General features: G+C 62.2%; 18 protein-coding genes. 5 read left to right on the forward strand and 13 right to left on the reverse strand.

Translation table 11 applies throughout. The annotated features are described in order from the left end of the window. Window positions 1–304: 304 nt before the first annotated feature. Together mrdA and PspCFBP13528_RS24710 are read left to right on the forward strand one after the other, a co-directional pair. Entirely contained in the window at window positions 305–2,197 is a 1,893-nt protein-coding gene (mrdA, locus tag PspCFBP13528_RS24705) for a penicillin-binding protein 2 (protein WP_137201719.1), read from the forward strand. A 179-nt stretch (window positions 2,198–2,376) separates the two neighbouring features. Beyond that, window positions 2,377–2,844: an SRPBCC family protein gene (locus tag PspCFBP13528_RS24710; protein WP_065952323.1), complete on the forward strand. Its 468-nt coding sequence runs from the start codon at window positions 2,377–2,379 to the stop codon at window positions 2,842–2,844. A 46-nt stretch (window positions 2,845–2,890) separates the two neighbouring features. Here the strand turns inward: PspCFBP13528_RS24710 and PspCFBP13528_RS24715 are convergent, their stop codons facing one another. Further along, a complete protein-coding gene (locus tag PspCFBP13528_RS24715; protein ID WP_065952322.1) occupies window positions 2,891–5,092 on the reverse strand; it encodes a TonB-dependent siderophore receptor in 2,202 nt (733 codons plus the stop codon). Between the two features lie 204 nt (window positions 5,093–5,296). On the opposite strand from PspCFBP13528_RS24715, the gene PspCFBP13528_RS24720 reads away from it, so the two are divergent. The 3 genes from PspCFBP13528_RS24720 to PspCFBP13528_RS24730 all read left to right on the forward strand — a co-directional run bounded on the left by PspCFBP13528_RS24720 (window position 5,297) and on the right by PspCFBP13528_RS24730 (window position 9,054). Next, entirely contained in the window at window positions 5,297–7,654 is a 2,358-nt protein-coding gene (locus PspCFBP13528_RS24720; RefSeq protein ID WP_137201720.1) for a DNA polymerase II, read from the forward strand. A gap of 42 nt (window positions 7,655–7,696) precedes the next feature. Then, window positions 7,697–8,329 carry a glutathione S-transferase gene (locus tag PspCFBP13528_RS24725; protein WP_101221163.1) on the forward strand — a complete coding sequence of 211 codons (633 nt, stop codon included), beginning with the start codon at window positions 7,697–7,699 and terminating at the stop codon, window positions 8,327–8,329. Between the two features lie 152 nt (window positions 8,330–8,481). Then, complete coding sequence (locus PspCFBP13528_RS24730) at window positions 8,482–9,054, forward strand: DUF4174 domain-containing protein (RefSeq protein WP_065952319.1); 573 nt, start codon at window positions 8,482–8,484, stop codon at window positions 9,052–9,054. A gap of 116 nt (window positions 9,055–9,170) precedes the next feature. Here the strand turns inward: PspCFBP13528_RS24730 and PspCFBP13528_RS24735 are convergent, their stop codons facing one another. From PspCFBP13528_RS24735 to PspCFBP13528_RS24790, 12 genes are read right to left on the reverse strand one after another with little or no spacing between them, the layout of a single operon-like run. Next, the gene (locus PspCFBP13528_RS24735; protein ID WP_137201721.1) at window positions 9,171–10,214 is read right to left on the reverse strand and encodes an acyltransferase family protein; all 1,044 of its coding nucleotides are present in this window, start codon (window positions 10,212–10,214) and stop codon (window positions 9,171–9,173) included. A gap of 22 nt (window positions 10,215–10,236) precedes the next feature. Beyond that, on the reverse strand, window positions 10,237–11,646 hold the full coding sequence (locus PspCFBP13528_RS24740; protein WP_137201722.1) for a lipid II flippase MurJ: 1,410 nt from the start codon (window positions 11,644–11,646) through the stop codon (window positions 10,237–10,239). Further along, the gene (locus tag PspCFBP13528_RS24745) at window positions 11,646–13,079 is read right to left on the reverse strand and encodes an O-antigen ligase family protein (RefSeq protein ID WP_137201723.1); all 1,434 of its coding nucleotides are present in this window, start codon (window positions 13,077–13,079) and stop codon (window positions 11,646–11,648) included. Before PspCFBP13528_RS24745 ends, PspCFBP13528_RS24740 begins: the two co-directional genes overlap by 1 nt. Beyond that, entirely contained in the window at window positions 13,076–14,179 is a 1,104-nt protein-coding gene (locus PspCFBP13528_RS24750; protein ID WP_137201724.1) for a glycosyltransferase family 1 protein, read from the reverse strand. The genes PspCFBP13528_RS24745 and PspCFBP13528_RS24750 overlap by 4 nt, the downstream gene beginning before the upstream one ends. After that, the gene (locus PspCFBP13528_RS24755; RefSeq protein WP_137201725.1) at window positions 14,170–15,387 is read right to left on the reverse strand and encodes a glycosyltransferase family 4 protein; all 1,218 of its coding nucleotides are present in this window, start codon (window positions 15,385–15,387) and stop codon (window positions 14,170–14,172) included. The genes PspCFBP13528_RS24750 and PspCFBP13528_RS24755 overlap by 10 nt, the downstream gene beginning before the upstream one ends. An 8-nt stretch (window positions 15,388–15,395) precedes the next feature. Further along, window positions 15,396–16,724, reverse strand: coding sequence for a cellulase family glycosylhydrolase (locus PspCFBP13528_RS24760; protein ID WP_137201726.1), 1,329 nt, complete (start codon window positions 16,722–16,724; stop codon window positions 15,396–15,398). After that, entirely contained in the window at window positions 16,714–17,904 is a 1,191-nt protein-coding gene (locus PspCFBP13528_RS24765) for a glycosyltransferase (protein WP_137201727.1), read from the reverse strand. The genes PspCFBP13528_RS24760 and PspCFBP13528_RS24765 overlap by 11 nt, the downstream gene beginning before the upstream one ends. Then, window positions 17,904–19,895: an exopolysaccharide transport family protein gene (locus PspCFBP13528_RS24770; RefSeq protein WP_065952311.1), complete on the reverse strand. Its 1,992-nt coding sequence runs from the start codon at window positions 19,893–19,895 to the stop codon at window positions 17,904–17,906. The genes PspCFBP13528_RS24765 and PspCFBP13528_RS24770 overlap by 1 nt, the downstream gene beginning before the upstream one ends. A gap of 14 nt (window positions 19,896–19,909) precedes the next feature. Then, window positions 19,910–20,686, reverse strand: coding sequence for a polysaccharide biosynthesis/export family protein (locus tag PspCFBP13528_RS24775; RefSeq protein ID WP_065952310.1), 777 nt, complete (start codon window positions 20,684–20,686; stop codon window positions 19,910–19,912). A gap of 29 nt (window positions 20,687–20,715) precedes the next feature. Then, window positions 20,716–21,627: a glycosyltransferase family 2 protein gene (locus tag PspCFBP13528_RS24780; protein WP_137201728.1), complete on the reverse strand. Its 912-nt coding sequence runs from the start codon at window positions 21,625–21,627 to the stop codon at window positions 20,716–20,718. A 1-nt stretch (window position 21,628) separates the two neighbouring features. Further along, window positions 21,629–23,089, reverse strand: a complete 1,461-nt coding sequence (locus PspCFBP13528_RS24785) for a mannose-1-phosphate guanylyltransferase/mannose-6-phosphate isomerase (RefSeq protein ID WP_065952308.1) — start codon at window positions 23,087–23,089, stop codon at window positions 21,629–21,631. Continuing rightward, window positions 23,089–24,528: an undecaprenyl-phosphate glucose phosphotransferase gene (locus PspCFBP13528_RS24790; protein ID WP_101221154.1), complete on the reverse strand. Its 1,440-nt coding sequence runs from the start codon at window positions 24,526–24,528 to the stop codon at window positions 23,089–23,091. Before PspCFBP13528_RS24790 ends, PspCFBP13528_RS24785 begins: the two co-directional genes overlap by 1 nt. Between the last annotated feature and the right edge of the window lie 263 nt (window positions 24,529–24,791).

Here is a 24,791-nt window from a genome sequence, read left to right on the forward strand (position 1 = left end):
ATGGTAGTGTGGGGTTTCCCCATGTGAGAGTAGGTCATCGTCAAGATTAAATTCCGAAACCCCAATTGCGAAAGCAGTTGGGGTTTTGTTTTGGCCGTTAAAAAAGCACGGCCTTGCCAGATGCGTACAGCCCCCTGAATCGCTCACCACTGCACCCTCGCTTGCCTGGATGAAATAACCCGCCGTTGAGGGAAATCGATAAAAAGTGTTTCTGCATTTTTGGTATGGTGCAGCACATTTTCACAAGGATTGATCTTTATCCGCAGGACGCGGCGTCGACCTTTTTCAACGAGATGCTGTAGAAATGCCTGAGCCGATACCCATCAAGGACCACGAAAAAGAACACCGTCTGGTCAACAAACGTTTGCTCGCCTGTGCACTCCTGGTGATCGGGATCACCTGCGCCCTGGTGGGACGGATGTACTTCCTGCAGGTAGTGCAATACGACTATCACTCCACTATTTCCGAAAACAACCGCGTTCACGTGCTGCCCATCACCCCCACGCGCGGCTTGATCTATGACCGCAACGGTGTGGTCCTGGCTGACAACCGACCCAGCTATAACCTGACTATCACCCGCGAGCGCACCACCGACCTCAAGGGTGAGTTGGACGCGATAGTCAATCTGTTGCATCTGCCCGCCGAAGATCGCGCTGTTTTCGACAAAGCGCTCAAACAGGCCCGTCACCCGTTTGTTCCTGTGACGCTGTTTTACGAGTTGACCGAAGAGCAGATCGCCGTCTTGGCCGTCAACGAATTCCGTCTACCGGGTGTGGACGTTGAACCCCAGTTCGTTCGCCACTACCCGTTGGGCGCGCACTTTGCTCACTCCATCGGCTATGTCGGACGAATCAACGAGAAAGAGTCCAAAGCCCTCGATTCAGTGGAATACCGCGGCACCCAATCGATCGGCAAAACCGGCATCGAACGCTTCTACGAATCGGAACTGCATGGCCACGTCGGTTATGAAGAAGTCGAAACCAACGCTCAGGGGCGGGTGCTGCGTGTGCTCAAGCACACTGACCCTGTCCCTGGCAAAAACATTGTCTTGAGTCTCGACGTCAAGCTCCAGGAAGCTGCTGAAGAAGCCCTGGGCGATCGTCGTGGTTCGGTGGTTGCCCTGGACCCGCAAACCGGTGAAGTGCTGGCCATGGTGAGCAAGCCGAGTTTCGATCCGAACCTGTTCGTCACCGGCATCAGCTTCAAGGAGTACGCCGCGCTGCATGACTCCATCGATCGCCCGCTGTTCAACCGCGTGCTGCGCGGGCTGTATGCGCCAGGCTCGACCATCAAGCCCGAGGTGGCCATCGCAGGTCTCGACAGCGGCGTGGTCACTCCACAAACCCGCGTGTTCGATCCAGGGTACTACCAGCTGCCGGACTTCGATCACAAATACCGCAACTGGAACCACAGCGGCGACGGCTGGGTAGATATGGACGCCGCCATCATGCGCTCCAATGACACCTACTTCTATGACCTGGCCCACAAACTCGGGATCGATCGCCTGCATGATTACCTGGCCGAATTCGGCTTGGGTCAGAAGGTGTCCCTGGACATGTTCGAAGAATCCGCCGGCCTGATGCCTTCCCAGGCCTGGAAGCGCGCCACACGCCGCCAGCCCTGGTTCCCCGGCGAAACCGTGATCCTGGGCATCGGCCAGGGTTATATGCAGGTCACGCCGCTGCAACTGGCCCAGGCCACTGCGCTGATCGCCAACAAGGGGGTATGGAACCGGCCGCACCTGGCCAAGACCATCAACGGCGTGCCACCGGTGGATGAGAACCCGATGCCCAACGTCGTCCTCAAGGACCCGCGTGACTGGGAACAGGTCAACCACGGCATGCAACTGGTGATGCACGACCCGCGCGGTATCGCCCGCGCGGCCGCGCAAGGTGCCCAATATCGCATTGCCGGCAAGAGCGGTACCGCGCAGGTGGTGGCGATCAAGCAGGGTGAGCGTTACAACCGCAACAAGACGCTGGAGCGTCATCGCGATAACGCCTTGTTTGTCGGCTTTGCGCCAGCCGAACATCCGAAGATCGTGATTTCAGTGATGATCGAAAACGGCGAGGCCGGCGGCCGTGTAGCGGGCCCGGTGGTGCGCCAGATCATGGATGCCTGGCTGCTCGACCAGGAGGGGCATTTGAAGCCGCAATATGCGACGCCGGCCAAAGCGCCTGGCGATCCCCACGTCTAGATCACTGCCACTCCCATGGGCTATCCATGCGATAGCCCACACATTTGTGCAAGGCAACTTCCCTTCGAGCATTCAGTCATACCCTATGACCAAGTCAAGGATGGGCTCATCATCATCGCGCATAACCAAAAGTTGCGCATTGGTCGATGTCGCCTAGTGTTCAATGGAGGAGGTGTCTTATGCACGTATTAGATCGCATCGAACGAAAAGTCCTGCTCAACGCATCACGTAAACAAGTGTGGGAAGCGCTCACGAATGCTGAGCGATTTGGCGATTGGTTCGGTATTGCCCTCAAGGGAAAGACCTTTGTGGCCGGAGAAACCCTCGAAGCGCCGATCACCTACCCAGGCTACGAACATGTAGTGTGGAAGGCCAGGATCGAACGCATCCTGCCGCAAACCCTGTTTTCTTTCTGGTGGCATCCCTTCGCGGTAGATAAACATATCGACTACGACAAGGAAGCACCGACGCTGGTGGAATTCACGGTTGAGGATCGCGCACCGGGCATTCTGCTGCGGGTGGTGGAATCCGGTTTCGACAACGTTCCCCAGGCTCGACGCCAGAAAGCGTTCAAGATGAATTCCCGAGGCTGGGATGAGCAAATGGGCAACATCGAAAACTATCTGAACAAAGCCCAGCGAGCCTGACGCGAACGGGCATCAACGCTGATGCCCGACGTCAACAACCGTGGATTTAGAAATCAATCGTCGCCGACAACTTCGCCACCCGCGGGTCACCCTGGCTCAGGAAGCCGCCTTGAGCCGATTCCCAGTATTTCTCGTTGGCGACGTTCTCCACCGTAGCGCCCAGTGTCATCTCACGTTGAGCCAGCGTGAAGGTGTAGCGCGCGCCCAGGTCGAAGCGGTTCCAGGCGGGCAGGCTCAGGTTGTTCGCCGCGTCGGCATACTGGCCGCCCGTGCGCAGCATGCGCCCATTGAGGGTCACACCTTGCAGGCCGGGGACGTCCCAATCCACGCCGGCGTTGAACTGGAAGGAAGGAACGCCGATGGCGCGGTTGCCGTCGTTGGCACCGTTGAGGGTACCCTTGAGTTCGGTCTTCATCAGCGTCACTCCGCCGAGCAAACGCAGGCCACTTACCGGTTCGCCGAAGACGTTCAGTTCGACGCCTTTGTTGATCTGCTGACCTTCGCGTACATAGCGCGCGGTGGTTGCATCGATCACTTGCGCATAACCTGCGCCTGGCTGCTCGATACGGTACACACCGAGGGTGGCGCCATAGGTGCCCATGTCGACCTTGACGCCCGCTTCGATCTGCTTGGAGCGCGCCGGTGCGAAGGCTTGCCCGCCACCGATGATCGTCCGGTCGCCGGATTTGAGCGGCGAGGTGGGGCCCTGTGCCAGGCCTTCGATGCGGTTGGCGTACAGGGATACGTGCTCCCATGGCTTGAACACAATGCCGTAGACCGGCGTGGTGATCGATTCGTCGTAGTTGGCTGTGCGCGTTCCGCTCATGTAGTTGTAACCCTGCACCACCATTTGCTGGCGACGTGCACCCAATGTCACCAACAGACGGTCATCAAAGAAGCCAAGCGTGTCGGACACCGCAGCGCTGCGCACGAATGTCTTGCCGGTAATGGTCGGGTCGCTGAAATCGGTGCCGGGGGTATTGCGCGGCGTGTTGAGGGTGGGGGCGGCGCCGGTCACAGGGTTGTAGAGGTTGGTTGCCCCCGGTGAACCGTTGAACACATAGGCGTTGCGCGCCTGGGTCCAGATGCCGGCCAGGCCGAAGTTGAGTCGGTGGCTGACAGGGCCGGTCTGGAACTTGCCGTTCAAGCCGGTCATTAAGCTGGCGTTGTCTTCTTCGTGTGCAATGGTCGAGCGGCTGGAGGTGGCATTGCCGAGGTTGTCGGTCAGGGTAATCGAAGAATATCGGCCCATTTCCCGGCTGTGCTTGGCACCGCCTGCGGCGTAAGCCGTCCAGTTTTCATTCAGGTCGTATTCGGCGCGCAGCATGCCCAAGGTGTCCTCCAGATTGGTGCTGCTCCAGCGGGGCGCATAGTTGGTATCCGCTGAAGGCGCATCCGGGACGTGGGTCGCGTTACCCAGGAACACCGAGTTGCGTCCGCCATTGATACGCTGCTTCTGGTACACGAAATCACCCGACAGGCGCAGTGCATCGCCACGGTAATCGAGGCCGACCGCGAACAGCTTCGAGCGCTGGTTTTCGTCGTCAATACCGGTGTCGCCTTCGCGCTGGGACAGGTTGATCCGCGCGCCAAAACGATGATCCTCACCAAAGCGCTGCCCGATATCCAGATGCTCGCCCACCCGGCCATCGCTGCTGATGTCCGTGCTGAAACGGCGCAGCGACACGTCACCGGCACGCTTGGGTTGCAGGTTCACACCGCCGCCGATACCCGAGCCGCCCGGCGTGACACCATTAATGAACGCATTGGGGCCCTTGAACACTTCCACACGTTCCAGCGCGTCAGTGGACATAATCTGGCGTGGCAGGATGCCGTACAAGCCGTTATATGAGATATCGTCGCCATTCAACGGCAAACCGCGAATCATGAAGGTCTGGGCCTGGTTCGCAAACCCTGACGCCTGGCGCACGGACGCGTCATTGAGCAGCACATCGCCGATCGTTTCCGCCTGTTGGTCGCGAATCAACTGCTCGGTGTACGAGGACATGCTGAACGGCACGTCCATGATGTCCTGATTGCCCAGTACACCCAGTTGACCGCCGCGGGCAACCTGCCCACCGGCGTACACCGCAGGCAACGCATCGGGCGCGGGGGCCTGGGCATCGATGCGCGTGGCATCCAGTTGCAAGGTGTTGCTGGTATCGGCCTGCGCAGCAACGCTCAAGGAGCAGAAAAGGGCAAGCACGGTGGGGCGAAAGGGCACGGCGAGGCGGCTACACAGAGGCATGGTCAATCCGGACGGTGAACCGTCAATGATGAGGAAGGGGGCAACACGGTGCGCTTCCTCACTGCGCGAATACGACTCCGGCGCGAATGATAGTAATTGTTATTCATATTCCGCAACAGATTTGTGAGATGACAGTTAACCTGCCGCCTTGACCGGATGCCGAGTAGAATCACGCCCTGAAAGCAATTGCCGAGGTGCGGTACGGTGGATTTACAGCAGGGTTTTGTCCTGACCCGGCATTGGCGCGACACTCCGGCGGGTACGCAGGTCAGCTTCTGGCTGGCGACCGACCAAGGGCCTCGGTGCATTCGCCTACCCGTGCAGACCTCGGTGATGTTTATCCCCGAGATCCATCGCAAGCCGCTGGGCTGGCTGCTCAAGGACGAGCGCGATATCGAGTTGCGCGCGTTGCAGTTGTGCGATTTCCATCATCGACCGGTCCTGGGTCTCTACGCCCGGCAGCACCGCCAACTGATGGACATCGAAAAGCGCCTGCGCAGCGCCGGGGTCGACGTCTATGAAGGCGACGTGCGGCCGCCCGAGCGCTACATGATGGAACGCTTTATCACCGCCCCGGTGTGGTTCGGCGGCACTGCGGATGCAGGCGGCATCCTGCTCGACGCCCAGATGAAGCCCGCCCCCGACTACCGCCCGCCATTGAAGCTGGTGTCCCTGGACATCGAAACCACGGCGCAGGGCGATCTCTATTCCATCGCCCTTGAAGGCTGCGGCGAGCGCCAGGTGTACATGCTCGGGCCACCCAATAAGCGCGATGCGGTGGATTTCAAGCTCGATTATTGCGACACCCGCGCCCAGCTGCTTGAACGTCTCAACCAATGGCTGGCCCTCCACGATCCGGATGCGATCATTGGCTGGAACGTGGTGCAATTCGACCTGCGCGTACTGCACGAACATGCCCAGCGCCTGAACGTGCCGCTCCTGCTCGGGCGCGGCGGTGAAGCCATGACCTGGCGCGAACACGGCAGCCGCAATCACTACTTCGCCGCGGCGGCAGGCAGACTGATCATCGACGGCATCGAAGCCCTGCGTTCGGCCACCTGGAGCTTCGAGTCGTTCAGCCTGGAGAACGTCGCGCAAACCCTGCTGGGCGAAGGCAAGGACATCTCCACGCCTTACCAGCGCATGGACGAAATCAACCGCATGTTCGCCGAGGACAAGCCTGCCCTGGCGCGCTATAACCTCAAGGACTGCGAGTTGGTCACGCGGATTTTCGAAAAGACCGACCTGCTCAAGTTCCTGCTCGAACGCGCCAGCGTCACCGGCCTGCCTGCCGACCGCAATGGCGGTTCCGTCGCGGCGTTTACCCATCTCTACATGCCGTTGATGCATCGCCAGGGCTTCGTAGCGCCCAACCTCGGCGACAAACCGCCCCAGGCCAGCCCCGGCGGCTTTGTCATGGATTCACGCCCGGGCCTCTATGAGTCGGTGCTGGTGCTGGACTACAAAAGCCTCTACCCGTCGATCATCCGCAGTTTTCTGATCGACCCGGTGGGCTTGATCGAAGGCCTCAGGCATCCAGACGACAGCGCCTCGGTGGAAGGCTTTCGCGGCGCGCGCTTCTCCCGCACCCGTCATTGCCTGCCGTCCATCGTCACGCGGGTTTCCGAAGGCCGCGAAGTGGCCAAGCGCGAACACAATGCGCCATTGTCCCAAGCCCTGAAGATCATCATGAATGCCTTTTACGGCGTGCTTGGTTCCAGCGGCTGCCGGTTCTTCGATACGCGGCTGGCGTCGTCGATCACGATGCGCGGGCACCAGATCATGCGCCAGACCCGTGAGCTGGTTGAGGCCCAGGGCTATGAAGTGATCTACGGCGACACCGACTCCACGTTCGTCTGGCTCGGCAGCGGCCATTCCAACGAGGACGCCGGTCGTATCGGCCAGGTGCTGGTGCAGCACGTCAACGACTGGTGGCGCAGCCATCTGCACAGCGAATACGGCCTGCAAAGTGCCCTCGAGCTGCAATACGAAACCCATTTCAGCCGCTTCCTGATGCCGACCATTCGCGGCGCGGAGGAGGGCAGCAAAAAGCGCTACGCCGGCCTGGTGGTGCGCGGCGATGGCAGCGAAGAGATGGTCTACAAAGGGCTGGAAACCGTGCGCAGTGACTGGTCGCCCCTGGCGCGGCAATTCCAGCAGGAGCTCTATCGGCGCATCTTCCATCGCCAGCCCCATCAGGATTATGTCCGCGATTATGTGCGTCGCACCTTGAGCGGTGAACTCGACGACCTGCTGATCTACCGCAAGCGCCTGCGCCGAGCGCTGCATGACTACGAACGCAACGTCCCGCCCCATGTGCGCGCCGCACGCCTGGCCGATGAATACAACGACCGCCTCGGGCGCCCGCGCCAGTACCAGCGCGGCGGCTGGATCAGCTATGTGATCAGCGTCAATGGTCCGGAGCCGCTGGAGGTGCGGCAAGCGCCGATCGACTACGATCATTATGTGACCCGGCAATTGCAGCCCGTGGCGGATGCGATCCTGCCGTTCGTGAACGATGATTTTGGCACTTTGGTGGGCGGTCAGATGGGCCTGTTCTAGGCGAACGCCCGCATAACCCCCGTCTCTCAGGAGCAAACGTCCATGTACACACTCTACGGCACCGACGAGTCCGGTTCCTGCATGATCGAAATCGCCCTGCAACGCTGCGCCGTGCAGTGGCATCGCGTGGAGGCCAGTTCCTGGCAGGACGGCGAGGGCAGCGAAGCCCTTGCGCGCATCAATCCCTTGAAACAGATTCCCACCCTGGTCACCCCCGATGGCCAGGTGCTGACCGAAAGCGCCGCCATCCTGATCCACCTGGGCCTTGAGTATCCCCAGGCCGACCTGCTGGCCGGCAACCGCGCGCAGATTCTGCGCGGCCTGCTGTATATCGCCGCCAATTGCTATTCGGCCATCGGCATCATCGACTACCCGCAACGCTGGCTGGGCGACGCGGATGAGACCCTGCAAGCGCAACTGACCACCGGCACGCGGCGCTATCTGCATCAGGCCTGGGTAGTGTTCGCCGACCAGTTTGCCGACCAGTTGTTCACGCACGACAACATCCCCAACGCGCTGGGCATCATGGCGGCGGCGGTGTCGCGCTGGGATGACGCGCGGGAAGCGCTGCACAATTTGGCCCCGGGTTTTGCCCATACCCTGGAGCGGGTGGACGCCGACCCGGTTGTGCAACCCGTATTCGCCCGGCATTGGCCGGATTGGCAGGTCTCGTAATCAGAGGAAACAATGGCCTCACTGCCCTGCAAACCCTTGCGTAGCGTGCGCCCTGACCTACGCTTCTCAACGTGGCGTAGGAATCATCCTTGAATTTGACTGTCGCAGACATGAAACTCAAGAACCCTGCATGGAATTCAAAGGAGGTGCGCATGCTCATCCGGTCGCTGACCCTGGCTACCTTGATGGCTTTTACGGGGCCGTTGTTGGCTGCCGATGATAATCCGCTCAAGCTGGAGCTGGGCAAAACCCGTCCTCTGGTCGTGGTGGAACTCGATGCGGGTAACCCGACGTTGGCCACGCTCAAGAAACAACTGGAAGAGCCTGCCACCAAGCAGTCCTTCGAAGAGCGCAGCATGGTGCTCTACACCGTGAAATTCGGCAGCATCGGTGCCGAAGGCGAGAAGTTCGCCAAGGACCCCAAGGACAGCAAAAAGCTCACACCGCCTGAGACCAATGCGCTGATCCGCGCCCTCAAACTCGGTGTCGGCAGCGGCACCAAGGTGATCCTGGTGGGCAAGGACGGTGACAAGAAACTCGAGAAGAACGTGCCGCCGGATACGCTCGATCTGAAAGAGTTCTTCAGTACCATCGACCAGATGCCGATGGCCGAGAAAGAGGCGGCTGCTGCGCCGGAACCCGCACCGGTCGAACCCGTGCCAGCGAAGGGCGCGAAACCGGCCAAACCCGGCAGCAAGCCTGCGCCGCAACAACTGGACGACTGAGCGTACAGATCCAAATGTGGGAGGGGGGCTTGCCCGCGAAGACGTCGGCCCAGCCAACATCGATGTTGGTTGACCCACCGCTATCGCGGGCAAGCCCCCTCCCACATCAGTCCTGCTTAAGGTTTAGGCGCCTTGCGCAGCGGAAACGGGAAATAGAAAAACCGCAGGAATGCCACCCGCTTGATCACTTCGCCGATCAGCAATGGCACCACCACCGCCACCACAAAGCCCACACACGCCGCCATGAGCGGATGCAGGCCCAGGCGCTCCATGAGGTCGAAAGTCTTGTGCTGGATCTCGCCGTGGAAGATCAACAGGATCAAGGTGGATTGGCCGATATAGGTCATCACCCGGGTCAGCAGGGTCGACACCATCAACACCCGCGCCAGCGCCCAGCACAGGTACACGCCGATCACCGCCAGCAGGCTGGTCCACAACCAGTGGTCGTAACGGCGCTGCGCCAGGTCCATGGTGTCGTGGCTATAGAGGAACACCGCGGCGAACAGCGCCACCGCAATCAGCAGGGTCAACAGCGAACTCTCATGCCGACGCAGCCAATCGCGCAGCAGGTAGCCGTAGATGAAGTAGGTGCTGCTGATCAGCGTCACGTCGAGGCTGAAGGGCAGGCCGGGCAGGGTCCAGGTCTGCTCGCCGACGCTGACCGGCACTTGCCAGAACCACGGCAGCATCCAGATGCCGAGCAACAGTTGCGCGCCGGCCAGCACGCAAGCGCCCGGCAACGGCAGCTTCAGGCGCTGGATCAGCCGCAGCATCAGCCAACTGAACAGGATCGCCACCCAGAAGTGCGGCAAAAACCACAACGCCTGCCACGGGATGGTATCCACCGAGGCGTAAAACACGCCGCCGATGTCCGGCAGCAACGGCTGCCCGCGCAGCACAGCGCGCACGATCACATACACCAACATGGTGAAGAAGAACGGCTTGAGCAAGCCATCGGCCTTGCGCACCGCCATCTCCACGAACGGCTGCTCGGGCTTGAAGAACACCCCGGACAAAAAGAAGAACAACGGCAGCACGAACGAGGCAATGATCGGGTAGAGCAAATCCACCGAGTTGGCGACAAACCAACTGTGGGCGTACACGATAACCAGGATACCGATGCCTTTGGCGATATCCATTTGAATCCAGCGATGTTTCATTTGAGTCTTCCCGAACAATCATTCACGCCTTGCGCCACGGCTTCAGCCACAGCCCCATACCCAGCAACACTATCGCGCCTGCCAGGGTGCTCAAGCCCAGTTGCAGCCACACGCCTTCGATTCGAAACAACAGCAGCGCCGCCAGCCCCATCAGCACGGTGCTGATCAGCCAATGCCGGGCCCACGGCAGGGCGGTGAGCAACGCCTGGCGTTGCATCAGCAGCAGCGCGGTACAGACCACGCCCGCCAGCGCCGCCAGCGGAATGCCAGCCAAACCAAACACAAACGGCAGCACGCCCAGCAGCAGCACGTTGACCAGGCTGCCGAGCAGTTCGCAGCGCAGCGGCTGACGCGTATCGCCGGCGGCGTAGGCGTAACGCGCGAGCAGGGCGTTCCATGCACCGAACACCAGGGGCACGGCAAACCATGCCAGCAACGGCGGTAGCGGCGAGCCCGCCGCCTGGTTGGGCAGCAGCAGCGCCACCAGGCTCGGTGCCGCCGCCACCAGGCCGACGCCGGCCGGCAGGGTCAGCACGCTGGCGGTTTCCAGGCCGCGCTTGAGCAGGGCCAGGCGTTCATCGCCCTGGCGTCGGCTCATCATCCCCAGCAGGACTTGATTGAGGCTCATCAGCGCAATCAGCGGCAGGTTCATCAGCTTGCGTGCCAGGTTGACCCAGGTCACCGCGCCTTCCCCCAACAGCGACGCCACCAGGCGCTCGATCAACGCCAGGCCCTGACTGGCACCGTTGCTCAGCAACAGCGGGCCGATGCGCTGGCCCAGTTCGCGCAAGGGGACGAGCGACAGCTGCACGCGCCAGGGTCGCCAGCCCTGGCGCCAGAGCGACGGCAGCAGCGCCAGTGGCATCAATGCGCTGCCGACCAGGCAGGCCAGCGCCAGGCTGTGCGGCTGGCTGGCGGTGCCTGCCACTGCGAGGTACGTCACCGGCGGCAGGTTGAACAGCAGCGAGCCCAACCCCGCCAGCACGAAGCGCTCGCTGGCCTGCAATGGAACACTGAACAGCGCATGCAGCATCAAGCCCGGTACACACCACGCCACGATCTGCAGGTTGCTGGCGGCCAGGGCCGTGGCGCCGGCCGCCAGTCCAGGGCCGAGCACCTGTACCAGCCAGGGCGCCAACAGCATCAGCAACAGGCTGGTGAACAGGGCGATCAGCATCAATGCCGGAAACAGCACCGCCAGCCAGTCCAGGCGTTCGTCGTCCTCGCGTTGCAGATACAGCGGCAACGCGGCGGCGCTCAATACGCCGCCGGCCAGCGACATGCGCAGCGCCTCGGGCAGGAACAACGCGATCAAAAACGCATCACTGCGCTCGCCCGCGCCCCAGGCCGCCACCAGCAACCACTCGCGCGCAAACCCCAGGCACAGACCCAACAGAGTTGCCACGGTCAGCCATGCGGCAGAACCGAGCATCAGGACCGCGCGCCATCAAGTACTGGCTTGCGAAACGCCACCGTTTTGACCTGGGGCAGGCGCGCCGGGAACAAGCGGCGCGCCTCCAGCACGTTAATCCCCACCATCAGCCAGAACAGCGCCACCATCACCACGGCAAAGCTGAAGTAGTGGTCAAACAAACCGCTGACCAGCGCCGACAGAATCCCGGCCGTGCTGCCCAGCCACAGCGCATTGTCCTTGGTCAGGCGGATCGGGCCTTTTTCCGGCCGGGCTTCACGCCACCAGCGCACGGTGACGGCGATAAACAACAGCATGCCGACCACGCCGGTCTTGTAGATGAAGTTCAGCCACAGGTTGGAGATCCCCAGCAACTGCGTACCCGGTACCGGCGGGTCGACCTTGAAACCGATGCCGAACGGGTACGCCGCCACGGCCTGCGGGAACATGCGGTACTCGTCGAAACGCACTTCGGTACTGGCGTTGCTCGACGAGAAAATCGTCGCCAGGCGCTCCTGCAACGGCGGATACGCGATGACCAGCGCCACGGTCAGCGCCGCGCCGATCATCAGCAAGCGACCGGTGTAAGGCACGCGCCGGGTGGCCAGCCATATCAGCACCAGCGCCAGGCTGACCATCGCCCCCCGGCTGCTGGCCAGCAGCAATGCCGCCGCCCCCAGGCACGCCACGCCCAGTCCCAGCGCGCGTTTCCAACCCTGTTCGGTCATGCCGTAACAGAAGGCCAGCGGCAGCAGCAGCGCCATGATCCCGCCGATGGCATTCGGGTGCATCCACGGCGAACCCATACGCGACGACATGGCTTCCAGGCCGAATTTCAACATGTCGAAGTTACCGTAATTGAGCAGCGCCAGGATCGGCGCAATTCCCGCCCCGGAGCGCGTGCGCACGAACACCGCGATCGACATCACCAGCATTGCCAGGGTACCCAGCAGCAAGGCGATCACCAGGCTTTCGCGGCGCTTGTAGTCGACCAACAACCTGGCCGCGAGAAATACCCCTGACAGGTTCAGCAACCAGCGCAGCCAGTTGGCCACGCCGCTGGTTTCGGCGTGGATGCTGACCTGACCGACAATGAACGGGAACACACTGAACAGCATCAGCCACAGCAGCATCTGGTCGGTGGGACGGCGGGCCAGGCGCGGCGCATCCGGCAGGCGTGACAGAAAACCGTGCCACAGCACCGCGCCCCAGGTCAGCGCAAGAATCGCTTCGCTCACGGTACTGCGGATGCCCAGGTTGAGCGTGGAGTAGGGCATGAAGGTCGCGACCAGGGCGAACAGCAACAAGCCCCAGAAGGGAAAGCGCAGGATGGTCACCGCCGCCGCCAGGCCAATCACGGCGAGAAACGCCTTGGCCGGTGACAGCACCAGGGCGACCACGCCAAACAGCGCGCCGAGGAGGATAGCGACGAGGCTTGCCAGGGAGAGTCTCATTTCAGCTCCTCGATCAGTTCGGCCAGGCGCCGGCGATAGGCGTGTTGATTGAAACGTGCGGCCCATTGGCGATGGTCTTCGGGGGTGCCTTCATCGCCGCGCTCACCCAGGCTCAGCATCAGCTGTACCAACGCAGGGCCATCGGTGGGCGAAAAGCGCGGCGCCGACGGCGGGGTGATTTCGTCCAGCGAGGTGCCGCTGGCCACGGCCACGGGGGTGCCGACGCTCAACGCTTCAATCACCGGCAAACCGAAACCTTCAGCGTAGGAGGGTTGCCATACACGTGACGCCTGGCGGTACAGCCCGTGCAACTCGGCATCAGAGACGCCACTCAGCGCATGAATGCCCGCCAGGGTGCGCTGGGCGTCGGGCAAATGCTCCAGGCTGCCCACCAGCACCAATTCCGGCACGTTGACGGACAGGCGCCGCGCCTGCTGCCAGGCATCCACCAGGAACGGCACGTTCTTGCGCAATTCACGGGTGCCGACCAGCAGCCAGAAGCCCTTGGGCAGTGGGCGCGCCGACAGGTCCGCCGCCGGTTCGTTGAACCCGTCCACCTGATTGGGCAGCACGCGAATCTTGCCCGCTGCCTGGGGAAACAACCGTGCGGTTTCGTCGGCGCTGTACTGGGAGGGCGTCCACACCCGGTCGGCGCTACGCACGGCATAGGCAATCGACAGCCGATCGGTGGTCTTGTACACCAGTGCCTTCAGGCGGCTGGCGTGGTAGTTGTCCAGGGTGATCTGGAACAGGTCGTGCAGCAGCACCACGGTACGCAACCCTGTGGGCCGGGGCGGCAACGGCAGGCCCATATTGAAGGTGCTGATGTACAGATCGATGTGCTGTTCGCGCAGGGCGCGGGGTAAAAAACCGGCTTCGAAGCGCAGGCGATTCTGCGGCTGGTGCATCGCCGTTTTCGCGCAGCCCCAGGCCGGGCAGTGCGCCTGCAACCGCGTTTGATCGCCCAGGGGCGCCACGGTAAAGCGCTCCAGTTCCAGGTCCGGCAAACTGCGCAGGGCGCTTTCCAGCGCATACACCTGGCGGCTGATGCCCGATTGCGGTGAGGTGCCGACGGTGCGGTAATCCAGGCCTACACGCATACGGGCTCCTTTTGATTGAGCGGCGACAGGGTAGCGTACACCTGCTCCAGTTGGCTGGCGGCAACGCTCCAGTCATGGGCCCGCCGCACATAGGCGCGCCCGGCTTCACCCATGGGCGCGGCGGCTTCGGGCGATTGCAGCAGGCGTACCACGGCGTCCGCCAGGCTGACGGCGGTTTGCCCGCCGAGATAATCCAGGCCGTCCACCAGGTCCAGGCCCGACACCCCCTGTTCGGTGCTGGCCAGGGGCAGGCCGGCGGCCAGCGCTTCGAGCACCTTGAGCTTGGAACCACCGCCATGGCGCAACGGCGCGAGAAACACCGAACAGGTCGATTGCAGGCTCAACAGGTCTGGCACAAAGCCTTGCCATTCGATGCGCGGGTCCTGCCAGCGTTCGCGCCAACTGGCGGGCATGCCGAAGCCGCATACGCTCATGCGCGCGTCGGGGCAGTGTTCCCAGACTTTGGGCAGGATTTCATCCAGGGCCCATTCGATGGCATCCACATTGGGCGCGTACTCATAGTTGCCCAGGAACAACACGCGGCGGGTCGACGGGTCAGGACGGGCAGCGGCGAAGTGATCGCAGTCCACGCCATTGACCACCACCGGCACCGGTTTGCCGGCGATTTTTTCCAGCACCTGCGCATCGCTGTCGGTGACCGCCACCACCTGGGTGGCCTGGCGCATCACGCGACGTTCCCAGCGCGTGTAGCGCCATTGGTCATAGCGAATGAACGGCAGCGCCCAACGCGGCAAGCGGTCGTAGGTGGCCGCACCGAGCGCCGACTCAACATTGTGTTCGGTCAGCACGAAAGGTTGGGATTGACGCACCAGGGCCTCTTCATAAGGTTGGAAGGTGTAGGTGTGCTCGACCTGCACCACGTCCCAATGTTCATTGAGCAGTTGGTTGAACCGGTCCTGCAGCGCGCTCGACAGGCCGTTGACGCTGGCCAGCAACGGGTAAGGCGCAAACAGCCCGGCCACCAGGGTCTTCACGCTGCGCAGCGGGCGGCGCGGCAGGATGATCAATTGCTCGAGAAACGCCTCCAGCACCTGGCGATCGGCCAGCGACACCGGGTGCTTGTCGTGCAGCAGCAGGGTGATCCGGTGCCCACGCGCCGCCAGGCTGCGCAGCAGATGGAACTGGCGCGTCTTGCCGCCGCTGGTGGCGGGCCAGGGCGAGTAGGGCAGGATCCATAAAATGCGCATGGCGAGCTTCAATCCCATAACAGAATTTGCAGGTTCGACTTGACCGGGACAGTCAACCCATTGGTGCCGCTCACCGGTGTCTGCGTGCCGCGCAACGGGTCATACAACGTCGCGCTGGCGAGGTTCGGCAAGTGCGCGTTACCGCCACGGGCCGACCAGAAAAACCACAGCTTGCGCCCGTCGGCGCGGGTCCAGCCGATGCTGAACAGGCCGTCGGGCAATTGGTCGGCGGTGGGCGGATCGCCGGGGGTCATTTGCGGGCCACTGACGTCGAGAAAATTTTTCAACGCGGCGTAGACCGGCTTGGGCTTGGCGTCGATATCAAGCAAGCCGTAGGCGCGGTCGCGCACGCTGGCGCGCTGGTCCAGGTCGCTCAGGGTGAACAGGAAAATCTTGTCGAAATCCAGCGCGCTCATCAGCGCCAGGCGGCGTATCACATAATCGGCCTGGCCCTGTTGGGTGATGATGTCCTGGGCTTCCTTGGGCCCGAGGTAGTTCGACCAGCCCCATTCGGTGCTCCACAGGGTTTTCACGCCGCTGTTGCGCAGCTTCTGGTTGAGGGCGGTGGTCTTGGCCACGAAGTCGAGGTTGGCCGGGTCGTTGCCCTCGGGCAGTTGCGTGTAAGGGTGGTAGGACATGACGGTGTTCAGGCTCGGCACGCCGAGGGCATCGAGGGCATCGAGCATGGTCTGGCCGTTGGGCATTTCGCTGAAAAACGCCATGCCGGCGGCCACCACCGGTTTGTTCGGGGCGACAGCGCGCAGTGCGGCGGCGGTGGTGCGCAGCAGCGTGGCATAACCGGCCGGGTCCGCCGCCGGGCGCCAGAAGCCCAGCAGGTTCGGCTCGTTCCACACCTGCCAGGCGTCGACGCTGGGGTAGCGCTGGGCCAACAGCGCCATGCGCAGCGCAAACACATTCGGGTCTCGCGGCGGGTATTGATCCTGGTAGGGCGCGCCCACCGGCGCGGTGGTGATAAACGGCGCCGAGCCGACCAGGTAAAACACTGACTTGAGCTGGTTGTCTTCAAGCCTGGTCACCAACTGGTCCAGGGTCGCCACCTGGTACTGGTCGGCGACCGGCTCCAATTGGTCCCAATGCAGGTCCAGGCGCACCCATTCCAGGCCCAGCTCCTTGAGGCGGTCGATTTGCAACTGGTAACGCTCGGGGCTGAACCACAGGAACTGCGCGTTGACGCCGAGGAAGTCCTTCCACACCACCACCTTGTTGCCTTTGAGCACATGGCTCTCGGCGTCGGCCTGGCGCCCCCAGATAAAGGCGGTCAGCCCCAGGGCGGCGACCAGCGCAAGGGTGGCGAAATAAGTCCGTTTACGTGCCATACGGGGCCCCCGCAATTGCCTGTTCGAAGAGCTGCTTGAAGTGCTGCGCCGTCAGCGGCCATAAGCGTTCGCGGCCGATGGCGCCGGCGCGTTCGGCCCAGTCGCGGGCCAGGGTCGGCGTACGGGCCAGGCGCAACAACTGCTCGCCCAGCGCAGCCACATCGCCTTCGGGATAGATCGCGCCGTTGCCGCTGGCGACTTCCTCGGCAAACGCCCGCGCATCGGAGGTAATCGCTCCACGTCCGCACGCGGCGGCCCAGGACAGCGCGCCACTGGTGCCGCGTTGGCGGCCGAGCAGGCCGAGTTTTTTCGATTCGCGATACGGCAGCACCATCACATGGTGGGCCTGGATCGTCTGGGCAATCTCGTCAGCCGGCAGGTTCAGCCGCCAATCGATGACGCCTGCCAGGCCGAGGTCGGCGATCTGGCGGTTCAACTGCTCCAGGTAATTGCCGCCCGCGCCAAACGCCATTTCGGCGGCAGTGCCACCGGCCAGGGTCAAGCGCACACGGTCACGCAATTGGGGGGCTTGCTCGAAGACGGCGGCCAGGGCCTGCAACAGGTCTTCAATGCCTTTGCCACGGTAGATGAAACCGAAATACAACAGGTGCAGCGTATCCAGCGGCGGCAAGGCCACGGCTGCAATCGCCAGGTTGGCGTGATGGATGACCGCCACCTTGCCGGCCGGCAGTTGCATACGCTGGCTGAGGCAATCGGCGCCCAGGCGGGTCAGGGTAATCAACCGCGTCAGGCCCCGCGCGACCTGGCGTTCTTCACGCAGGGTCAGCGGGTCTGCCAGCACCACTGCCGCCTGCGGCAACGGGCTGGGCAGGCGCTCCAGCAGGTTGAGCGGGAAGGGCAGGTGCTCGCGCCGCCACACGATGCGCTCGGGGTCATGCACGGTGGCCGTCAGCGGCAGGTCAGGGTAGCCCTTGCGCAACTCGCGCAAGGCCAGGAACTCTCCCAGGCGCCCGCCGCCCAGCTCGGCGTGGACCAGGTCCACGCTGCGCCAGTCGAACGCGGCAACGGCCTGCCTGATCGCCGCGCTCGAGCCTTCCACGCCGCTCAACGGTGTCAGCACCGTCACGCCCAGTTGCTCCAATGCCGTCTTGAAATGGTTCGCATAGTCGGCGATCCCGTTTTTTTCCGGCGGCAAAGGTGCAAGCAGGGCGATGCGCATCAGAACGCCCCCCGGTATTTGGCGATGGTGCGCAGTACCTTGGCCGGCACTTCGAACTTGCGCCGGTTGATGATGATGCCGTCGACTTTGCCGAATGCTGTATTGAGGATCGACAGCGCGTGCTCCACCACCGGCACCGTGCTCTTGCGGGCTTCGACCACCAGCGCGATCAGGTCGGCGCGGCGCAGGTTGACGAAGGCATCGCGGTTGTCCAGCAGCGCTGAGGCGTCCAGCAGCACCACTTCACCTGGCGCCGCCGGATCAACCCCGCCGACGCGCACGGTGATACCGTTTTCCTGGAGCAATAGGCGCAGTTGCTCCACCACGAAGGTCACCCCTTCACCGTGGCGCGCCGAGGTCAGCCCGAGGGTCAGGCCGCGTTCGGCCACCCGGTCCAACTGCAACAGGCCGTACAACCGGTAGATGCTCGCATTGAACGCGTTGGTGCCTTGCGCGGTGCTGGTGTCCAGCTCCGGCAGCGTGGTCCACAACGGCAGGCCGAACTTGCGTTCCACCAGGCCACCATCGTGAATGCGTTGATCAAGCAGGTAGCACAGGTAGACCACCAGCAGGCCGACGACGATGGCGAACGGGATCGCCAAAAACAGCATCAGCAGGGTTTTCGGGAAAATGCGGCCTGGGTTCAGGGTGGCTTCCTCAATCACTGCAATGTTGCTGATCTGGCTGTTATCCAGCTCACGGTCGATGCGCGATTTTTCCAGGTTATCCACGTACAGCGCGTAGTTACGCTCGGTGGTATTCAGCTCACGGGACAGGCGCGCCAGCTCCGGCTCGATATCCAGGGCTTCCTTGCGTTGCGCTTCGAGGTTGACCAGTTGTTTCTGCTGTTGCACCAGTTGGGTACGCAACGCCAGGTTGTTGCTGGACTCATCGAGCAGCACGCGCTGCAAGTGGATTTCGAGCGTGTTCGGCGCGCGGTTTTCCGAGCTTTGCACGGTGTTGCTTTCATTCGAGACCTGGACCTGCATCGCTCGAATCGACGCGTCCAGGGCTTTGACCGGCGGCGCGTTATCGGTGTAGGTGCGCATCATGTCGGCTTTTTCCAGCAGCTTCTGGTTGAGCAGACGGCGCAAGTCCTGCTGCTGCGGGTTCAGCGCAATCTGGCGAACCGTGGTGACTTCCTTTGGCTGGGTCTTGAGCTGGGTGCGCGTGCTTGCAATGGCGCTGTCGGACGAGGCGATCAAGCGACTGGTGTTGAACGTCTCGCCCCGCAGTACGTTGATGCGTTCGGATAAATCTTCCAGGCGATCGGTAATGCTCGCTGCGCCGATCCGGTTCAGGTGAGTGAGGATCTGCTGCTTGTAGCTCTTGATTTCGGTCGCGCTGTTGGCCGCCTGACCTTCATAGAAGGCATACAGGCTCTTGCGTCCCAGGGCCTCGGTGCGTTCGTTGATGTAGGTCTCGACCCAACTCTTGACCACCGCCTGGGCGATTTGCGGGTCGCCCCATTTGAAGCTGATGTCCATCACCGTGGAGCCCGCCGCGTGGCTGACTTCAAAGTTCTTCTCCAGGCTCGCGGCGAGGCGCTCCACCGGTGTGGTCTTTTCAACGATGCCCACGGTTTCCAGCACCACCCGTACGCCGTCGAACACTGCGCCGATACCGTTTTTGACATAGAACTTGGTGCGCTTCCAGACGCCTTCCGGCGGCGGCATTTTGTCGATGACTTCCAGATAATGCTCGGCTACCGCCCGCACGATCGGGCGCCCGGTGAGCAGGCGTTCTTCATCGACAATCGGGTCGCGCTGAGTGCTGGGCATCACCAGCGCCTGACGGTTGCTGATTTCGATCGGCAGCGTCGAGTCACGCCCCGGCTTGACCAACAGGCGCGCGGTGGATTCGTACTTGGCCGGCAGCAGGAAAGCCCCCAGCAAAATGATCACCAGCGCCGCGATGGCCGCCAGCCTGAACTCCTTGCGGAAGATGAAGAACAGGCGCAGAAGATCGCGAAAAGAACGGATCTCGATCATGGGATGTCGCTCCTTTAGTTACTGCCGCCGCTGGTTCGGGTGTAGTTGTAGCCAACCCCGATCGACTTGGTGAATGGGATCAGTTGGTTCAGGTAGGTATCCACGCCCTGGATGCGCTCGCCCACGTTGGATTTGGGCACGAACACCACGTCACCGCGTTGCAGGGGCACTTGTTTGCGCCCGTTGGGACCGGTCTTGAGGTATTGGCTGAAGTCCAGGAAGTAAGCGCGATAGACGCCCTGGGTATCTTCGCGCAGCAGCGCGACCATGCTCGCATTGCCCGCCGGGTTCACCCCGCCGGCGCCGACAATGGCTTGCTCCAGGGTGTTGGCCGAGGCGATTGCCACCGTGGTCGGGTTGTTCACCGCGCCGCCAACAATGATCGAATTGGCCGGCGCCTGGTTGATGTTCACCGTCACCCGCGGCTCGCGATACACCGGCGCGAGCTTGTTGCTGAGCTCGTCCGCCACTTCCGTCGGCGTGCGCCGGGCGACCTGGATCGGGCCCAGGAACGGGTAGTTGATCTTGCCGTCGCTTTGCACCGTGTACAGCGTCAGCTCGTAGATCGTACTGACGTTGAACGCCGACAGCGTTGGCATTTCCCCGGCGTCGCGCACGATGCGCAACTGATCGCCGACGCGGATGCGTTCCACCGCCGGCGGCAGTTGGGCAAGCTGGTCGAGGGCGCGCTTGCCTTCCTCGACGGTCTTGTCATCAGGCGCGACGATGCGCGCGGGTGTATTGCAGGCGGCCAAGGCCATCATGGCCAGGACGAGCACGGTTCGTTTCATCAAATAGGATTTCCTGTAGGTCATGATGCTCACCTCCAATAACCGGGGAACATGCTGATGCGCCGCTTGAGGGCCAGAGGTAGCCGGCGTTCCTGATGACCCAGCCGATAGCCGAGTAACTTGAACGCGCTGCGCACCAGTACTTCAGGTACGCGGTGCCAGGCACCGGCTGCGCGCAATGCCGCGAATTCAGCCAGTACATAGCGTTTACCTTCACCGCCGGCATCGCCAAAGGCCTGGCGTATCCACGGTTCGCGACCGTAGAACACGCCGATGTCGAAGTAGCGGTGAAACTCGTCCATGAGCCGGTAATCGTGGGAGTGGTACACCTGCGCGGAGGCGGCGTAGCGCACGGTGTAGCCTTCGATCAGCATGCGTGCCGCAACGTAGGCGTCTTCGCTGCCGATGACATCGGCGGGGAAGCCGCCTACGGCTTGCAGGGCGCTGCGCCGATAGACGGAAAACGAATCGGAGCTGAAACAGGTCTTGATCCCCAGTTCCGGCGCATCGGCCAGGCGCTTGCTGCGGCTTTGGGCCGGGTAATTGAAGTGTCGCGACTGCGCCCCCAGCACCCCGGCATCCGGGTGCGGCAACTGGCGCCCGTAGGCCACGCCGTTGAGCGGGTCCTGCTGCAATTCAACGAGCAGGTTGGCAAAGGTTTCCGGGGTGGCCGGAATGGCGTCCTGGGTCATCACGATCAGGGCGTCACCGTTCACCTGTTCACTGGCCCAGCGCCGCGTGCCGCCGTGGTTGAAGTCGCGGGCGTCGATCACCTCGACCCGCGCGCCGTAGTCGCGAAAGCGCGCTACGGTGTCATCGCTGGAGGCGCTGTCGACCACCAGCATCTCGTCCGGCTGCAGGGTCTGCATCTTCAGCGCGGGCAGCAGCCGCGCCAGGTGGCTGGAGGCGTTACGTGTCGGGATGATCAACGAGGTGCGCATGTCACTTCTTCACTTCGGCAGGCGCACGCCCGTAGATGTCATCGAAGCGCACGATATCGTCTTCGCCCAGGTATTCGCCGCTCTGCACTTCGATCATCACCAGATCGATGATGCCCGGGTTGGTCAGGCGGTGTTTGTGTCCGGCCGGTATATAAGTGGATTCGTTGGCGTTGATCAGGAATTCACGTTCGCCATTGGTGATCTGCGCCGCGCCGCTGACCACCACCCAGTGCTCGCTGCGGTGGTGGTGCATTTGCAGCGACAGCGACGCCTGGGGTTTGACCACGATGCGCTTGATCTTGAAGCGGCTGCTTTCCTCCAGCACGGTGTAGGTGCCCCACGGCCGGGTCACGGTGCGGTGCAGGCTGAAGGCCGGATGATTCTGGCGCTTGAGTTCGGCCACGATGTAGCGCACGTCCTGGCTGCGGTTGGCGTCGGCGATCAGCAGGGCGTCGGGGGTGTCGACGATGATCAGGTCACGCACGCCGACCGCACCGAGTACGCGCTTGGGCGAATCGATGTAGCAGTTGTGCACGTCGTGCAGGATCGCTTCGCCATTGACCTGGTTGCCCTGGGCATCGCTGGGGGTGAGCTGGCGCAGGGCTTCCCAGGAACCGATATCGCTCCAGCCGATGTCGCACGGCACCACGGCCACTTGCTGGGACTTTTCCATCAGCGCCACGTCAATGGAGATGTCCGGCGCGCTGGCGAAGGCATCGCTGTCCAGTTCGCGCTGGCGCGAGGTTTTGTTTTGCAGGTGCTGGCTGTGTTCGAGGGCGGCACGCGCAGCAATCAGAACGTCGGGGGCATGGGTGTTCAGTTCATCCACCAGAGTGCTGGCCTTGAAGCAGAACATGCCGGCGTTCCACAGGTGTTTGCCGCCGTCGAGGTAGGCTTGGGCGGTGGCCAGGTCGGGCTTTTCGACAAAGCGCTTGACCCGGTTGCCCAGGCTCAGCGCTTCGCCTTTTTCGATATAGCCGAAGCCGGTTTCCGGGTGGTCAGGCTGGATGCCGAAGGTCACCAGGTAGCCGGCTTCGGCCAGTTCGCGGGCCTGGGTCACTGCCTCGGCGAAGGCGCTTTCATCGAGCACCAAGTGGTCGGCTGGCATCACCAGCAGTTGCGCGTCACCGCCGAAATGTTCCTGCACATGCAGCGCCGCCACGGCGATGGCCGCTGCGGTGTTGCGTCCGAACGGTTCGAGCAGCAGGTCCAGGGGCAGGTGGGCCTTGTTGACGCCGCGGTAGTCGTCCAGGGTGCGAAACAGCAGGTCGCGGTTGGTCACCGTCAGCACGCTTTCCACACCGGGCAGGCGTGCGGCGCGCTGGAAGGTTTTCTGCAGCAGGCTCTGGCCGTCGCGCATGCGCATGAACGGCTTGGGCATGTTCTGCCGGGACACCGGCCACAAGCGTGTGCCCGAACCACCGGAAATAATGCAGGGAATCAATCCGTTGAGGGTATTCATCAATAGACTTCCTTGGTGGAAAGGACGGCCGGGACCGTCATGAAAACGATGTACAAGTCAAACCACACCGACCATTTGGAGATGTATTCCAGGTCGTACTCGACGCGTTTCTGGATTTTGAACAGGGTATCGGTTTCGCCCCGGTAGCCGTTGATTTGCGCCCAACCGGTGATGCCTGGCTTGACCCGATGCCGCGAGCTGTATTCGCTCACCGCCAGTTCAAAAGGAATGCCTGCAGCCTTGGTTGCGGTGGCGTGGGGGCGCGGGCCGACCATGGACATGTTGCCCAGCAGTACGTTGAACAACTGGGGCAGCTCGTCGATGCTGGTTTTGCGGATGATGCGGCCGACGCGTGTGATACGCGGGTCTTGGCGGGTGGTCTGGCGTTCGGCGGTGAAGTCGCTTTGGTCAGTGAACATCGAACGGAACTTGAACACGCGGATTTCATTGTCGTTGTAGCCGTAGCGGTTCTGGCGAAACAGCACCGGGCCCTTGGAATCGAGCTTGATCGCGATGGCCGTCAACAGCATCACCGGAGACAGCACCACCAGGGCAATGCTGGCCAGCAACAGGTCTTCGCAGCGCTTGATAAAGGGCGCCCAGCCGCGCAGCGGTAGCTGCGAGGTGTTGAACATCAAGATACCGCCCACGTCGGTAATGCGGCTGTGGCCGTAGCGCAGGGCGGCCATGTCCGGCACCAGCATCACGTTCACCGACATCTGTCGCAGGCGATTGACCAGCCCAAGGATACGCTGCTCGGCAGACCACGGCAGGCAGATCATCACTTGGTTGACCTGCTCGGCGCGGATCAGTTTTTCCAGGTCGCGGGTGTTGCCCAGCAGCGGCAGGTTGCTCAGCTCCTTGGGGATGCGTTCGGTGCGGTCGTCGATAAAACCAATCAGGCCGGAGCGGATATCGCCATTGCGTTGCAGGTGGTCGGCGATATGCACGGCGGTGTCGGTGAAGCCCAGAAGCACCGTGCGTTGCAGGTATTTGCCCCGGCGCATCAGGCTGCGGTACAGGCGCAGCATCATCATGCGTTCCAGGCAGAACAGCCCAAGGCTTGCGAAGTACCAGGCCACAAGATTGCGCGGGTTCAACTGCGGGAACACCTGCAGGATCTGGTACATGAACAGCAGGATGCAGAACGCCGACGACCAGGCCACGATTTTGGCGCGCAAGCGCAGGCGGTTGCTGAACAGCTCTTCGGAATAGATGCCCAGGGCCTGGAACAAAATAATCGTCAGGAACGCGAAGAACAGCAACAGACCCAGAAAGCGCGAGCGCATTTCAAGTTCCATCGGGTCGATGAAAAACGCCAGCACCAGCGGCGGCAAAATGGCAGTCAGGCCATGGATCAACTTGACAAAAATGACAAAAAATTCAACGAAACCTGCACGAGTCAAAAACAAACTGACAACTGATGACTTCTCTCGCATACGAACATCCCTCATTGCATACCAGGTTCGCTTTGCGACTGTTCAACTGAGCAGGCGGAGCGCTACAACTGGTTAAAACGCAACCATCATCCAAGTGGAACCATCCAAATGAAGGTAGTTTTGCGGGAAAAAGGTAAAAAAAAGACTCCTTATGCGAATTGGCCAATAAATTGACGTCGTGCTGGATTTGGCATTGCTGGGAGGTAGAACAGGCTTTTGCATGTCATATGCTTGACGTTCCTTGTACTGGCACTTGGCACTGG

Origin of the sequence: Pseudomonas sp. CFBP13528, from assembly GCF_005233615.1 — a bacterium.
Lineage (GTDB): Bacteria > Pseudomonadota > Gammaproteobacteria > Pseudomonadales > Pseudomonadaceae > Aquipseudomonas > Aquipseudomonas fluorescens_AM.